Origin of the sequence: Klebsiella sp. C349492, assembly GCF_042055345.1 — a bacterium.
Taxonomy (GTDB): Bacteria; Pseudomonadota; Gammaproteobacteria; order Enterobacterales; family Enterobacteriaceae; genus Klebsiella; species Klebsiella scottii.
The window spans coordinates 489,079-502,832 of record NZ_JANQCE010000002.1; the positions used below are offsets into that span (position 1 = coordinate 489,079).

The following is a 13,754-nucleotide window of genomic DNA, read 5'->3' on the forward strand; positions in this document are numbered from 1 at the left end:
AATAACAAGGTGTTGTAATGAACCGACAATCCCGGCTGCTGGACCTGAGCCTGCTGAAAACGCATCCGGCGTTTCGCGCCGTCTTTATCGCCCGCTTTATCTCTATCCTCTCGCTTGGCCTGCTGGGCGTTGCGATCCCGGTACAAATCCAGATGATGACCCACTCCACCCTGCAGGTGGGACTCTCGGTCACTCTGACCGGCGGCTCGATGTTTATCGGCCTGATGGTGGGGGGCGTGCTGGCGGATCGCTACGAGCGTAAGCGCCTGATCCTGCTGGCGCGCGGTACCTGCGGGATCGGTTTTGTCGGCCTGTGCCTGAACGCGCTGCTGCCCGAGCCTTCGCTGATCGCCATCTACCTGCTGGGCATCTGGGACGGCTTCTTTGCCTCGCTGGGCGTGACGGCGCTGCTGGCGGCAACGCCCGCGCTGGTCGGGCGGGAAAATCTGATGCAGGCCGGGGCGATTACCATGCTGACGGTGCGCCTGGGCTCGGTGATTTCGCCGATGATCGGCGGCCTGCTGCTGGCGACCGGCGGCGTGGCCTGGAACTACGGCCTGGCGGCGGCCGGAACCTTTATCACCACCTTGACTCTGCTGCGCTTACCGCAGCTACCTCCGCCGCCGCAGCCGCGCGAGCATCCGCTGAAGTCGCTGCTGGCGGGGCTTAAGTTCCTCTTTAATAGCCCGCTGATTGGCGGTATCGCGCTGCTTGGCGGCCTGCTGACGATGGCGAGCGCGGTGCGCGTGCTCTATCCGGCGCTGGCCGAAGGCTGGCGGATGTCGGCCTCGCAAATCGGCCTGCTGTACGCGGCGATCCCGCTGGGCGCAGCGCTCGGGGCGCTAACCAGCGGCCAGCTGGCGCAAACCGCCAGACCTGGCGCGCTGATGCTGGGCACCACCGTCGGCTCCTTTGTCGCCATCGCGCTGTTTAGCCTGATGCCGCTGTGGCAGCTGGGCGCGCTGTGCCTGGCGCTGTTTGGCTGGCTGAGCGCCATCAGTTCGCTGCTGCAGTACACCCTGATTCAAACCCAGACGCCGGAGGCGATGCTTGGGCGCATTAACGGCCTGTGGACCGCGCAGAACGTCACCGGCGATGCCATTGGCGCCGCGCTGCTGGGCGGCCTCGGCGTGATGATGACCCCGGTCGCTTCGGCAAGCGCCAGCGGCTGGGTGCTGGTTATCGTTGGTGCGATTTTGATCGGGCTGCTGAGTGAATTACGCCGCTTTCAGCGTCCGGAGACGGTGAGCGAAAGTTGAGCCTGCTTCCCGGCCAGGCGTTGCGCCGGCCGGGAACAGGGTTTAGCCGAAGAAGGTTGCGAGACGCTGCAGCACCAGCATGGCGCTGTAGTAGTCGAGTCGGAACGTTTCGATGCCCAGCGGATAGACGCGTTTGGCTTCGACCGCAGGCAGGTGGGCCAGCAGCGGATTAGCGTAAATCGCCTTAACGTCCTTCTCGTCGCCGGCGAACAGGAACAGGCTTTGACCATTGAGTCCGGCGGCTAAATTCTCCCCGCCAAGCTGGACGATATCGTGACGTTTACCCTGACTCTGGCTGGCATGCAGCCCGGCGGGCAGGGTGGCCAGCGTAAAGCCCAGCTGTTCGAGCATCTGGCCCTGAGCCGACTCCGGCGTCCACAGATTGGCGCTATGGGCCGCGGCGGTATAAACCAGCGCGCTAACCGGCTGCGGCGGCAGCTTCATCTGCTGCTTCAGCGCCGCCAGCTGTTTATCAAACTCAGCAATGCGCACCGAAGCCTGCTGTTCCTGACCGGTAATCTGCCCGAGCTGGGTGAGCAGCGCCTGCCAGCTTTTGTCGTCGTAGTTGATGATAAGCGTTGGCGCAATAGTAGAAAGCTGATCGTACAGCGCCAGCGCGGAATCGCCCCCGGTGGCGCTAATCAGGATCAGGTCCGGCATCTGTGCGGCGACGGCTTCAGCGCTCGGCTCGCCGATATAGAGTCGCGCCAGCTTACGATCCCGGGCGACTGTGCTCCACTGACGCAGAAATCCCTGAGCATCGGCCACGCGGTTATTCGGCGTGGTGGCCCCGCTGGCTACCACCGGGGCATCAATCGCCAGCAGCGAGCCGGTGAGGGTGACGCTGGTGGAAACAATGCGCAGCGGCTTGTGTTCGAGGGTGTGCGCGCCGCGGCTGTCGGTAATCTGACGCGGCCAGTCGGCGGCGAGCGCTGAGGTAATTCCTAAATACGCCAGCCCGCAGGCCAGCAGAGTACGGCGGCACAAAGTGGAGAAATTCACGAATTTGCATCCTGATTGAGTTGAGATAAATGCGTCTCATTTTCAGCTTTGTGCCGCATGGATGCAAGCCTAAGTAGCACAACATGCTGTTTATACGGTTGACATGTAGAGCAATACCTTTTAGGTTAGCCAACCAAAATATAAATGATAATTATTCGTAATATCTTTATCGTTTTTGGAGGATGATATGGAAACGTCACTGGCCGAGGATGTACGGGAACAAAAAATGACTCTGGCACCAGAAAGCTTCTTCTTTATGTCGCCGTACCGCAGTTTTAGCACTTCAGGCTGTTTCAGGCGCTTCTCCCATTCCGCCGCCGACGGCGATGCGCTGACCGGTGAATTCCAGCAACAAATGGCCGCCGCGTTCCGGGAGGCGAAAGCCGCCGGGATCCACAAGCCGGTGATGGTCGGTGCGATCCCCTTTGATACCCGCCAGCCGTCCGAACTGTTTATTCCCGAGCGCTGGGAAACCTTCTCCCGCACCGGCAAGCAGCAGTCTGCGCGCTACGCGTCAGGCCAGGCGGCGATGGACGTCGTGGCCCGGCAGGAGATCCCCGAGCAGGACGCATTTATGGCAATGGTCGAGCGCGCCGCCGCGCTGACCGCTACGCCGGAAGTCGATAAGGTCGTATTGTCGCGCCTGATTGATATCACCACCCGCGATCGCGTGGACAGCGGTGCGCTGCTGGAGCGCCTGATTGCGCAAAACCCCGCCAGCTTTAACTTCCATGTGCCGCTCTCGGACGGCGGCGTTTTACTCGGCGCCAGCCCGGAGCTGCTGCTGCGTAAAGAGGGCGATAGCTTTAGCTCCCTGCCGCTGGCGGGATCGGCCCGGCGCCAGCCGGACGATGTGCTGGATCGCGAAGCGGGTAATAAGCTGCTGGCTTCCGGCAAAGATCGCCACGAGCACGAGCTGGTGACCCAGGCGATGAAAGCGGTGCTCGCGCCGCGCTGCCGCGAGCTGTCGCTGCCGGACTCTCCGCAGCTGATCACCACCCCAACTTTATGGCATCTGGCGACGCCAATCGCAGGGACCGCCGCGGCCGGGGAAAACGCCATGTCTCTGGCGTGCCTGCTGCATCCGACGCCGGCCCTCAGCGGTTTCCCGCACCAGGCCGCCACGCGCCTGATCCGCGAGCTGGAACCGTTCGATCGCCAGCTGTTCGGCGGCATCGTCGGCTGGTGTGATGACGAAGGCAACGGTGAGTGGGTTGTGACCATTCGCTGCGCCCGCCTGCATCAGCACACGCTGCGCCTGTTTGCCGGCGCAGGGATCGTTCCGGCCTCCTCTCCGCTGGGGGAGTGGCGCGAAACCGGCGTCAAACTGACCACTATGCTGAACGTGTTCGGCTTGTATTAAGAGGCGATGATGATTGCATTTAACCGCTGGCCGGAAAGTTTTGCCGCCCGCTACCGTGAAAAAGGCTACTGGCAGGATCTGCCGTTAACTCAGCTGATTACCCGTCACGCGGCGAGCGATGCCGTGGCGATTATCGACGGCGAAGTCCAGTACAGCTATCGCCAGTTCAACCAACTGGTGGATAATCTCGCCTGCTCCCTGCAGGGCATGGGGCTCAAACGCGGTGAAACCGCGCTGGTGCAGCTGGGCAACGTCGCCGAATTCTATATCACCTTCTTTGCGCTGTTGCGCATCGGCGTGGCGCCGGTCAACGCGCTGTTCAGCCATCAGCGCAGCGAGCTCAACGCCTACGCCACGCAAATTGAACCCGCGCTGCTGATTGCCGATCGCCAGCATGCGCTGTTTGCCGACGATAGCTTCCTTAACGGATTTATCGAACAGCATCCGTCGGTGCGGGTGGCGCTGCTGCGCGGCGATAGCGGTGAGTATGACCTGGCCGCGGCGATCGCCCAGCCGGCCGCAGGCTTCATCCCTAACCCGACGCCTGCCGATGAGGTGGCTTTTTTCCAGCTCTCCGGCGGCAGCACCGGTACGCCAAAGCTGATCCCGCGCACCCACAACGATTACGAATACAGCATTCGCCGCAGTAATGAAATTTGCGCTATCAGCGCCGATACGCGCTATCTCAACGCGCTGCCCGCGGCGCATAACTATGCGATGAGCTCGCCGGGATCGCTGGGGGTGTTTCTTGCCGGAGGACGGGTGATCCTTGCCGCCGATCCGAGCGCCACGCTGTGCTTCCCGCTGATTGAAAAGCATCAGATTAACGTTGCCTCGCTGGTGCCGCCGGCGGTCAGCCTGTGGCTGCAGGCGATCCACGAATGGGGCAGCAATGCGCAGCTGCAGTCGCTGCAGCTGCTGCAGGTTGGCGGAGCGCGCCTGTCCGCGACGCTCGCCGCGCGCATTCCGGCCGAGATTGGCTGCCAGCTGCAGCAGGTTTTCGGCATGGCGGAAGGGCTGGTGAACTATACCCGCCTCAACGATAGCCAGCAGCGCATTATCAATACCCAGGGCTGCCCGATGAGCCCCGACGACGAAGTGTGGGTCGCGGATGCCGAAGGCAACCCGCTGCCGCGCGGCGAAGTCGGCCGCCTGATGACCCGCGGGCCCTACACCTTCCGCGGCTACTATAAAAGCCCGCAGCATAATCTGGAGGCGTTTGACGCCGACGGGTTCTACTGCTCAGGCGATCTGATCTCGATCGACGAAGACGGCTATATCACCGTGCAGGGGCGTGAGAAAGATCAGATCAACCGCGGCGGGGAGAAGATCGCTGCGGAAGAGATTGAAAACCTGCTGCTGCGCCACCCGGCGACGATCCATGCCGCGCTGGTGAGCATGGAGGATAGCCTGCTGGGCGAGAAAAGCTGTGCGTATCTGGTAGTCAAAGAGCCGCTGCGCGCGGTCGCGGTACGCCGGTTCCTGCGCGAGCAGGGCGTGGCTGAATTTAAGCTGCCGGATCGCGTGGAGTGCGTGGACGCGCTGCCGCTGACGCCGGTGGGCAAAGTCGATAAAAAACAATTACGTCAGTGGCTGGCTGAACGCAAGCTGGGCTGAAGGAGAAGACAGAATGGCCATTCCTCAATTACAGGCTTACGCGCTGCCGGAAGCCAGCGATATCCCGGCGAACAAAGTAAGCTGGGCCTTTGAGCCGTCCCGCGCCGCGCTGCTTATCCACGATATGCAGGAGTATTTCCTCAACTTCTGGGGTGAAGATAGCGCGATGATGGCGAAAGTGGTCGCCAACATTGCCGCGCTGCGCGATTTCTGCAAGCAGCACAATATTCCGGTGTTTTACACCGCGCAGCCGAAAGAGCAGAGCGAGGAAGATCGCGCCCTGCTGAACGATATGTGGGGACCGGGCCTGACCCGCTCGCCGGAGCAGCAGCGGGTGATTGCCGCCCTGGCGCCGGACGAAAACGACACCGTGCTGGTGAAGTGGCGCTACAGCGCGTTCCACCGTTCGCCGCTGGAAGAGATGCTGAAAGAGAGCGGACGTGACCAGCTGATCGTCACCGGCGTGTATGCTCATATCGGCTGCATGACGACCGCTACCGATGCGTTTATGCGCGACATCAAGCCGTTCTTCGTTGCCGACGCGCTGGCGGACTTTAGCCGCGAAGATCATCTGATGGCGCTGAAATACGTCGCCGGACGCTGCGGTCGGGTGGTCATGACCGAAGAGCTGCTGCCGCTGCCGGCGTCAAAGGCGGCGCTGCGCGCGCTGATACTGCCGCTGCTCGATGAGTCAGACGAGCCGATGGATGATGAAAATCTGATCGACTACGGCCTGGATTCGGTGCGCATGATGGCGCTGGCCGCGCGCTGGCGCAAAGTGCACGGCGATATCGACTTCGTCATGCTGGCTAAAAATCCCTCTGTTGACGCCTGGTGGGCGCTGCTGTCCCGCGAGGTGAAATAATGGCCGCTCTCGATTTTCAGGGCCAGACCGTATGGGTTACCGGAGCGGGGAAGGGCATCGGCTATGCCACTGCGCTGGCCTTCGTCGAGGCCGGCGCGCAGGTAACCGGTTTTGACCTCGCGTTCGCGGGCGAAAGCTATCCGTTCGCCACCGAGACGCTGGACGTGGCCGACGCGCCGCAGGTGGCTGAGGTGTGTGGGCGCCTGCTGAACGGCATTGAGCGTCTCGACGTGCTGGTTAATGCGGCCGGTATTTTACGCATGGGCGCGACCGATGCGCTGAGCGTTGAAGAGTGGCAGCAGACCTTCGCCGTTAACGTTGGCGGCGCGTTTAACCTGTTCCAGCAGACGATGCCCCAGTTCCGCCGCCAGCGGGGCGGGGCGATTGTCACCGTGGCGTCCGACGCCGCGCATACGCCGCGGATCGGGATGAGCGCCTACGGCGCGTCGAAGGCGGCGCTGAAGAGCCTGGCGCTGACCGTCGGACTTGAGCTGGCGGGCAGCGGGGTGCGCTGTAACCTGGTCTCGCCGGGTTCGACCGACACCGATATGCAGCGCACGCTGTGGGTTAGCGATGACGCCGAGCAGCAGCGCATTCGCGGTTTTGGCGAGCAGTTCAAGCTCGGCATTCCGCTGGGTAAGATCGCCCGGCCGCAGGAGATTGCCAGCACCATTTTGTTCCTCGCCTCCCATCACGCCAGCCATATCACGCTGCAGGATATCGTGGTCGACGGCGGCTCGACGCTGGGGGCATAAATGGCCTGGAAACGTCAGCTGACGCTGGACGAGCTTAACGCTACCAGCGCGAATACGATGGTGGCCCATCTGGGCATTGTCTATACCCGGCTGGAAGAGGGAGTGCTGGAGGCCGAAATGCCGGTCGATGCCCGCACCCATCAGCCCTTTGGCCTGCTGCACGGCGGCGCGTCGGCGGCGCTGGCGGAGACGCTGGGTTCGATGGCCGGCTGGCTGATGACCGAAGAGGGCCAGTGCGTGGTCGGGACCGAACTGAACGCCACCCACCATCGGGCGGTCTCCAGCGGTAAAGTCCGCGGCGAGTGCCGTCCTCTGCACCTGGGCCGCCAGGGGCAAAGCTGGGAAATTGCCATCTTCGACGCCCGCGGACGGCGCTGCTGCACCTGCCGCCTGGGCACCTCGGTGCTCGGCTAAGTCGCCGCTTTCCCCGGCTCGCGCTGCGCCCGTCCGGGCTACGGTCTCATTTCTGTAGCCTGAACAGGCACCGCGCGAACGCCTTTATGACGCCACGGTTTTCATCCATTTTCCTGCCAGAAGTGATCTCGCTAGCAATGTGAGATAAATCCCTGCCCCTGGGCGACATCTACACGGTTCCGAAGTTGTTAAAATCTGCGTTGTGTTCTAGAAACAAAATGTAACAGATTGATTACCCTACCCGTGGAACCCGATAATGAATAATTCAGGGAAATACCTCATCTGGACACTGCTCTCCGTCATTGGAGCCTTTGCCCTCGGCTACATAGCTTTAAACCGCGGTGAACAGATTAATGCGCTATGGATTGTCGTGGCGGCAGTCTGCATCTATCTGATTGCCTATCGCTTCTATGGCCTCTATATCGCCAAAAACGTGCTGGCGGTTGACCCGACGCGGATGACGCCCGCGGTGCGGCACAACGACGGCCTCGACTACGTTCCGACCGATAAAAAAGTGCTGTTCGGTCACCATTTTGCGGCAATTGCCGGCGCCGGACCGCTGGTCGGGCCGGTGCTGGCGGCGCAGATGGGCTACCTGCCGGGGATGATCTGGCTCCTCGCCGGCGTGGTGCTGGCCGGCGCCGTGCAGGACTTTATGGTGCTGTTTGTCTCGACCCGCCGCGACGGGCGCTCGCTCGGTGAGCTGGTGAAAGAGGAGATGGGGCCGACCGCCGGGGTGCTGGCGCTGGTGGCCTGCTTTATGATCATGGTGATCATCCTCGCGGTGCTGGCGATGATCGTGGTTAAAGCGCTGACCCACAGCCCGTGGGGAACCTACACCGTCGCCTTCACCATCCCGCTGGCGGTCTTTATGGGGATCTACATTCGCTATCTGCGTCCTGGGCGCATTGGCGAAGTGTCGGTGATTGGCCTGGTGATGCTGGTGTTTGCCATCGTTTCCGGCGGATGGGTTGCGGAAAGCCCGACCTGGGCGCCGTGGTTTGACTACACCGGCGTACAGCTGACCTGGATTCTGGTGGGCTACGGCTTTATCGCCTCGGTGCTGCCGGTCTGGCTGCTGCTGGCCCCGCGCGACTACCTCTCGACCTTCCTGAAAATCGGCACCATCGTCGGGCTGGCGATTGGTATTCTGATTATGCGCCCGACGCTAACCATGCCGGCGCTGACCAAATTTATTGATGGCACCGGCCCGGTGTGGAGCGGCAGCATGTTCCCGTTCCTGTTTATCACCATCGCCTGCGGCGCCGTTTCGGGCTTCCACGCGCTGATCGCCTCCGGCACCACGCCGAAAATGCTGGCCAACGAAGGCCAGGCCTGCTTTATCGGCTATGGCGGCATGCTGATGGAATCATTCGTCGCCATTATGGCGCTGGTGGCGGCCTGCGTTATCGACCCCGGCGTCTACTTTGCGATGAACAGCCCGATGGCGGTGCTGGCGCCTGCCGGAACCACCGACGTGGTGGCGTCCGCCGCGCAGGTGGTCAGCAGCTGGGGCTTTAGCATCACCCCGGATACGCTGCGCCAGATAGCCAGCGAGGTCGGCGAACAGTCGATTATCTCCCGCGCCGGCGGCGCGCCGACGCTGGCGGTCGGGATGGCCTACATCCTGCACGGTTCGCTTGGCGGCCTGATGGATGTCGCCTTCTGGTACCACTTCGCCATTCTGTTTGAAGCGCTGTTTATTCTGACGGCGGTGGATGCCGGCACCCGCGCGGCGCGCTTTATGCTGCAGGATCTGCTCGGCGTGATAAGCCCGGGGCTGAAGAAAACCAGCTCGCTGCCGGCGAACCTGCTGGCGACGGCGCTGTGCGTACTGGCCTGGGGCTACTTCCTGCACCAGGGGGTGGTGGACCCGCTCGGCGGGATTAACACCCTGTGGCCGCTGTTCGGCATCGCCAACCAGATGCTGGCAGGGATGGCGCTGATGCTCTGTGCGGTGGTACTGTTTAAAATGAAACGTCAGCGCTATGCATGGGTCGCGCTGCTGCCCACGTCGTGGCTGCTGATTTGTACCCTGACCGCCGGTTGGCAGAAGTCGTTCAGCCCGGATACCAAAGTCGGCTTCCTGGCCATCGCCAATAAGTTCCAGGCGATGATCGACAGCGGCGCCATCCCGCCGCAGTACACCGAATCCCAGCTGGCGCAGCTGGTCTTTAACAACCGTCTGGATGCCGGTCTGACCATCTTCTTTATGGTGGTGGTGGTCGTGCTGGCGCTGTTCTCAATCAAAACCGCGCTGGCGGCGCTGAAAGAGGACCAGCCAACGGCCAAAGAGACGCCGTACGAAGCGATGCCCGCCGATGCCGAGCGCCTGGTCACCCAGGCGAAACGCGCGCATTAGCGAGCCGCTTTTTGTTAGCCAAATCCTCTCCCGTAAGGGAGAGGATGATGTGAGAGATGAAAATGTTCGATAGCCTTTCGAAAGCGGGAAAATACCTAGGCCAGGCGGCAAAAATGATGATTGGCGTGCCTGATTACGATAACTACGTCGAGCATATTCGCCAGACTCACCCTGAGCAGACGCCGATGACCTACGAAGAGTTCTTCCGCGAGCGCCAGGACGCGCGCTACGGCGGCAAGGGCGGCGCTAAGTGCTGCTAGGCCGCTCCCTCAGGCGTTAAACCCGCCACCTACGTCCAGACCGGCGCCGGAAATCTTCCCGGCGGCCGGGCCTTTCTTACGCTTTCCCGCGCTCAGTGCACCTGGCGGCGGAAATTTTCCACTTTCTCAAAGGCGGCCATCAGGGTCTGCGGGGTCAGCTCCACCGGCAGGAAGTGGATCGATTCCACCGGGCGCAGCGTATGGGCAATCACCTTCTCCAGCTCGGCCTGGTTGTGGATATCTACGTCGAGCTCCGCGAGGGTGGTCGGCAGGTTAAAGCGCTGATAGGCCGCCACCAGCTGAGCCAGCACCGCATCCTGGCCGAGCAGGGCGCTCTGCACCAGAATGCCGTAGGCGACCTTGGTGCCGTGGAGAAATTTATCCGTCTGCGGCAGCACCGTCAGGCCGTTGTGCACCGCGTGGGCGGCCGCAACCCGGGTGTAGCGCTCGCCCAGGCCGCCGACCATCCCGCCGCCGGCGATAATCGCATCGATAACGTCCAGAAGCGGCTGGCTCAGCTCGCCGCGCTGCCGGTCGGCGAGCGCCGTTTCGCTGCTCTCCAGCAGGACGTCGCGGATCGCCAGCGCGCCGTTAATCCCCAGGCGTACGGTCAGCGGCAGGGTTTCCGGACGCGGCGCCAGCACCACCGCCTCATACCATTTCGCCAGCGTATCGCCGATCCCCGCCAGCAGATACTCCTCCGGCGCGTTGAGGATGATCCTCGGCTCCACCAGCACCAGGAAGTTGGCGTCGTCGAAAATTTCAAAATGCAGCGCCTGGCCGGCGTCGTTGTACCACACCGATAGCGGAGTCCACGCCGCGCAGGTGGCGGCGATGGTCGGGATCGCCACCACCGGTAGCGCAAGCCGCCTGGCCACCGCTTTGGCGGTATCCAGCAGCGCGCCGCCGCCAACGCCAATCACCACGGAGCGGTCTTCACCCGCCTCGCGAACCAGTCGGGCGACGTCGCTTTCGCTGCAGTGGCCCTTAAAGAGGATTTTTTTGGCGCCGGGCGCATTGAAGGCCTCGGGTAAAAAGGGTTCTGCGCCCGCTATTGCCCGCTCGCCGTAGATCCACAGCGCCCGGGAAAGCTGCTCTGCGCTGTAAAAATCATTCAGCCGCGCGAGGCTGCCGGGATGGGAGAAGTAGTTGGCGGGGCCGGGGACCACGCGGATATCGCTGTTGCTCATAGAGGCTGACCTTATTGTCGTTTCGCTAACCTGATGTTATGTCTGGACATCCGGATGGCTAATATTATTTCGTTTTATCTTATGCCTTTTACGCAGTTGTCAGTCAAGGGCGGCTGTGAAAAATTCATTAAATCAAAATATTAATCGTAAAGGGTAGCAGGGGATGACAGCCAATCGCCTCGAGATGCACAACATTAACCTGGCCTTTTCCGGCTTTCGGGCGCTGAACAACGTGGCGTTTTCCCTGAAGGGGGGGACCGTGCACGCGCTGACCGGCGCCAACGGCGCGGGAAAATCGACGCTGATGGCGGTGCTCTGCGGGACGCACGCGCATTATGAGGGCGAGATTGTCATCAATAATCAGCCGGTAAATATTCGTTCTCCACGCGATGCAAAGCAGCTTGGCATTCATCTGGTGCAGCAGGAAGTCGACGTGGCGCTCGTTCCCGGCCTGAGCATTGCCGAGAACATCATGCTGGACCGGCTGGCGCTGCCGGGCCAGGGCTTTAGCTGGCGGCGGGTCCGCGAGCAGGCCCGGGCCGCGCTGGCCCAGCTGGATATCGTTCTTGACGTGCGGCGCTCTATCGATAGCTGCTCTCTGGCCGAGAAGCAGCAAATTCTGCTGGCGCGGGCCCTGTCGCATCACTGCCGCTTCCTGATCCTTGATGAACCGACGGCGCCGCTGGATCGTCACGAAAGCGAACGCCTGTTTACCGTGGTGCGCCGCCTGCAGCAGCAGGGGATCGGCGTGGTGTTTATCTCGCACCGCATTCATGAGCTGAAGGCCATTTGCGACACCTTAACGGTGCTGCGCGACGGACGGCTGATCGAAAGCGGCCCGATGGCGGAGCTCAGCGGCGAGCAGATCGTGGAAAAGATGCTCGGCCATGAGCTTAGCGATATTTTTCCCCCGAAGCGCCCGCCGCACGGTGAAGAGGTGCTGCTCCAGGTGGAAGGGCTGCACGACGAGGGGCTGCTGCAGGATATCTCTCTGCGCCTGCGCAAAGGCGAAATTCTCGGCATCGCCGGGCTGGCGGGAGCCGGTAAAACCGAACTATGTAAGGCGCTGTTCGGCGCCAGTAAAAGCCGTCTGACGCGCGGCGAGCTGAATAGCCAGCCGTGGCGCCCGCGCGACCCGGCGGACTCCGTCGCCCACGGGCTGGCGCTGGTGCCAGAGGAGCGGCGCAAGGAGGGGATTTTTATCGAAGAGCCTATCGCCATGAACCTCGCGGTGAGCGACGATAGCAGCTTTTCGCGCTGGAGCCTGTTTGGCCATCGTCAGGCGTGGCGCTGGGCGGAGGAGGTGGTGGCCCGGATCGGTATTCGCACCACCGGCCCAGGCCAGACGCTGCGTCGTCTCTCCGGCGGCAATCAGCAGAAGGTGGCCATCGGTAAATGGCTGCGCGGTAGCGCCAACGTGCTGATTTTTGATGAGCCGACCAAAGGCGTCGACGTGAAGGCAAAGACCGACCTGTTCAATTTAATCGACGGACTGGCGCGAGAGGGCAAAGGGGTGATCTACGCCTCGGGCGAATTCTCGGAGCTGGTTGGTTTGTGCGACCGTATTTGCGTGCTGTGGGATGGCCGCATTGTGGCAGAAATAGCGGGCGCAGAGGCCCGCGAAGAGACCCTACTTTATTACTCCACCGGAGGAGCAGCAGCGTGAGCAAGGCCCTGACCGCTACCGCGACGGCATCGAGCCGTCAGCGATTTTTCGATTTTCTCTACAAATGGGGCATGTTGCTGACCGTTGTGCTGCTGATCGCCGTTTTTGGCCTCGCATCGGATAACTTCCTTGACCCGTTCAACATCATCAACATCCTGCGCTCGATTGCCATCGTGACGGTGATCGCCATCGGGGTGTCGATTTCGCTCACCATCGGCGGATTCGATCTGTCGGTCGGCTCGACCGCCTCGCTGGCGAACGCGCTGGTGATTTCGCTGTTCGTCTGGCACGGATTTGGCACCACCGAGGCGATTCTGATCACCCTGGCGCTGTGTACGCTGGTGGGGCTGTTTAACGCCTTTCTGATCGTGGTGCTGCGCATTCCCGACATGCTCGCGACCCTCGCCAGCCTGTTCGTGATTCAGGGCGTGGCGATGACCTACAGCTACGGCGGCTCGATTACCGAGAACATGGTGCTGCCGAGCGGCGAGATGGCGGAAGGGACCATTCCGGCGGCGTTCGGCCTGCTGGGGCAGGTTCCGACGATTGTCATCATTATGCTGGCGGTGACCGTGGTTGCCCAGCTGGCGCTCTCTTTCACCACCCACGGGCGGCGGATGTACGCCATCGGCGGCAACCCGGAGGCCGCGCGCCTCTCCGGCCTGCGCATCACGCGCTATAAGGTGGCGGCGTACGTTATCGCCTCGCTGCTGGCGGGCCTCGGCGGCATCCTGCTGGCGTCGCGCATCGGCTCCTCCCAGGTTAACGCCGGCGGGGGATACCTGATGGACGCGGTGGCGGCGGCGTGGATCGGCTTCTCGCTGGCGGGCTCGGGCAAACCGAACGCGCTGGGCACGCTGGTGGGGGCGGTGATCCTCGGGGTGCTCTCCAACGGCCTGGTGATGCTCTCGGTTCCGTACTACGCAATGGACATTATTAAAGGGCTGGTGCTGGCTGGCGCGTTAGCACTGACCTATTTTCAGCGCCGCACTTAATTATAA

General features: G+C 62.2%; 12 protein-coding genes. 10 read left to right on the top strand and 2 right to left on the bottom strand.

Features of this window, described 5'->3' with window-relative positions; translation table 11 throughout:
* The first annotated feature begins 17 nt into the window (after positions 1-17).
* Entirely contained in the window at positions 18-1,259 is a 1,242-nt protein-coding gene (gene entS / locus NWP14_RS09950) for an enterobactin transporter EntS (RefSeq protein WP_331850581.1), read from the top strand.
* Positions 1,260-1,301: 42 nt separating this feature from the next.
* Here the strand turns inward: entS and fepB are convergent, their stop codons facing one another.
* A complete protein-coding gene (fepB, locus tag NWP14_RS09955; RefSeq protein ID WP_095094895.1) occupies positions 1,302-2,261 on the bottom strand; it encodes a Fe2+-enterobactin ABC transporter substrate-binding protein in 960 nt (319 codons plus the stop codon).
* A 187-nt stretch (positions 2,262-2,448) separates the two neighbouring features.
* On the opposite strand from fepB, the gene entC reads away from it, so the two are divergent.
* The 7 genes from entC to NWP14_RS09990 all read left to right on the top strand — a co-directional run bounded on the left by entC (position 2,449) and on the right by NWP14_RS09990 (position 9,897).
* Positions 2,449-3,624, top strand: a complete 1,176-nt coding sequence (gene entC, locus NWP14_RS09960) for an isochorismate synthase EntC (RefSeq protein WP_331850579.1) — start codon at positions 2,449-2,451, stop codon at positions 3,622-3,624.
* 9 nt (positions 3,625-3,633) lie between these two features.
* On the top strand, positions 3,634-5,241 hold the full coding sequence (gene entE, locus NWP14_RS09965) for a (2,3-dihydroxybenzoyl)adenylate synthase EntE (RefSeq protein WP_331850709.1): 1,608 nt from the start codon (positions 3,634-3,636) through the stop codon (positions 5,239-5,241).
* A 13-nt stretch (positions 5,242-5,254) separates the two neighbouring features.
* Positions 5,255-6,106, top strand: a complete 852-nt coding sequence (locus NWP14_RS09970; RefSeq protein WP_095094904.1) for an isochorismatase — start codon at positions 5,255-5,257, stop codon at positions 6,104-6,106.
* Positions 6,106-6,861, top strand: coding sequence for a 2,3-dihydro-2,3-dihydroxybenzoate dehydrogenase EntA (gene entA / locus NWP14_RS09975; RefSeq protein WP_241722050.1), 756 nt, complete (start codon positions 6,106-6,108; stop codon positions 6,859-6,861). The genes NWP14_RS09970 and entA overlap by 1 nt, the downstream gene beginning before the upstream one ends.
* Positions 6,862-7,275, top strand: a complete 414-nt coding sequence (gene entH / locus NWP14_RS09980) for a proofreading thioesterase EntH (RefSeq protein WP_095094910.1) — start codon at positions 6,862-6,864, stop codon at positions 7,273-7,275. It begins immediately after the preceding gene.
* A gap of 256 nt (positions 7,276-7,531) precedes the next feature.
* A complete protein-coding gene (cstA, locus tag NWP14_RS09985) occupies positions 7,532-9,637 on the top strand; it encodes a pyruvate/proton symporter CstA (protein WP_095094913.1) in 2,106 nt (701 codons plus the stop codon).
* A 62-nt stretch (positions 9,638-9,699) separates the two neighbouring features.
* Positions 9,700-9,897 (top strand): YbdD/YjiX family protein, encoded by a 198-nt coding sequence (locus NWP14_RS09990; protein ID WP_095097970.1) that lies wholly within the window; start codon positions 9,700-9,702, stop codon positions 9,895-9,897.
* 92 nt (positions 9,898-9,989) lie between these two features.
* On the opposite strand, the gene NWP14_RS09995 is transcribed toward NWP14_RS09990, so the two are convergent.
* Positions 9,990-11,087, bottom strand: a complete 1,098-nt coding sequence (locus NWP14_RS09995; RefSeq protein WP_346431902.1) for an oxidoreductase — start codon at positions 11,085-11,087, stop codon at positions 9,990-9,992.
* A gap of 163 nt (positions 11,088-11,250) precedes the next feature.
* Between NWP14_RS09995 and NWP14_RS10000 the strand changes: the two genes are divergently transcribed.
* Together NWP14_RS10000 and NWP14_RS10005 are read left to right on the top strand one after the other, a co-directional pair.
* Positions 11,251-12,753 (top strand): sugar ABC transporter ATP-binding protein, encoded by a 1,503-nt coding sequence (locus tag NWP14_RS10000; RefSeq protein WP_375215269.1) that lies wholly within the window; start codon positions 11,251-11,253, stop codon positions 12,751-12,753.
* The gene (locus tag NWP14_RS10005; protein WP_095094922.1) at positions 12,750-13,748 is read left to right on the top strand and encodes an ABC transporter permease; all 999 of its coding nucleotides are present in this window, start codon (positions 12,750-12,752) and stop codon (positions 13,746-13,748) included. Before NWP14_RS10000 ends, NWP14_RS10005 begins: the two co-directional genes overlap by 4 nt.
* Positions 13,749-13,754: the final 6 nt, after the last annotated feature.

What these genes read in the sequence shown, in the direction of transcription:
- NWP14_RS10000 (WP_375215269.1), top strand. Translation starts at nt 11,251, where the DNA reads ATGACAGCCAATCGCCTCGAGATGCACAACATTAACCTGGCCTTTTCC.
- entH (WP_095094910.1), top strand. Translation starts at nt 6,862, where the DNA reads ATGGCCTGGAAACGTCAGCTGACGCTGGACGAGCTTAACGCTACCAGC.
- NWP14_RS09995 (WP_346431902.1), bottom strand. Translation starts at nt 11,087, where the DNA reads ATGAGCAACAGCGATATCCGCGTGGTCCCCGGCCCCGCCAACTACTTC.
- entA (WP_241722050.1), top strand. Translation starts at nt 6,106, where the DNA reads ATGGCCGCTCTCGATTTTCAGGGCCAGACCGTATGGGTTACCGGAGCG.
- NWP14_RS09990 (WP_095097970.1), top strand. Translation starts at nt 9,700, where the DNA reads ATGTTCGATAGCCTTTCGAAAGCGGGAAAATACCTAGGCCAGGCGGCA.
- entE (WP_331850709.1), top strand. Translation starts at nt 3,634, where the DNA reads ATGATTGCATTTAACCGCTGGCCGGAAAGTTTTGCCGCCCGCTACCGT.
- cstA (WP_095094913.1), top strand. Translation starts at nt 7,532, where the DNA reads ATGAATAATTCAGGGAAATACCTCATCTGGACACTGCTCTCCGTCATT.
- entS (WP_331850581.1), top strand. Translation starts at nt 18, where the DNA reads ATGAACCGACAATCCCGGCTGCTGGACCTGAGCCTGCTGAAAACGCAT.
- NWP14_RS09970 (WP_095094904.1), top strand. Translation starts at nt 5,255, where the DNA reads ATGGCCATTCCTCAATTACAGGCTTACGCGCTGCCGGAAGCCAGCGAT.
- entC (WP_331850579.1), top strand. Translation starts at nt 2,449, where the DNA reads ATGGAAACGTCACTGGCCGAGGATGTACGGGAACAAAAAATGACTCTG.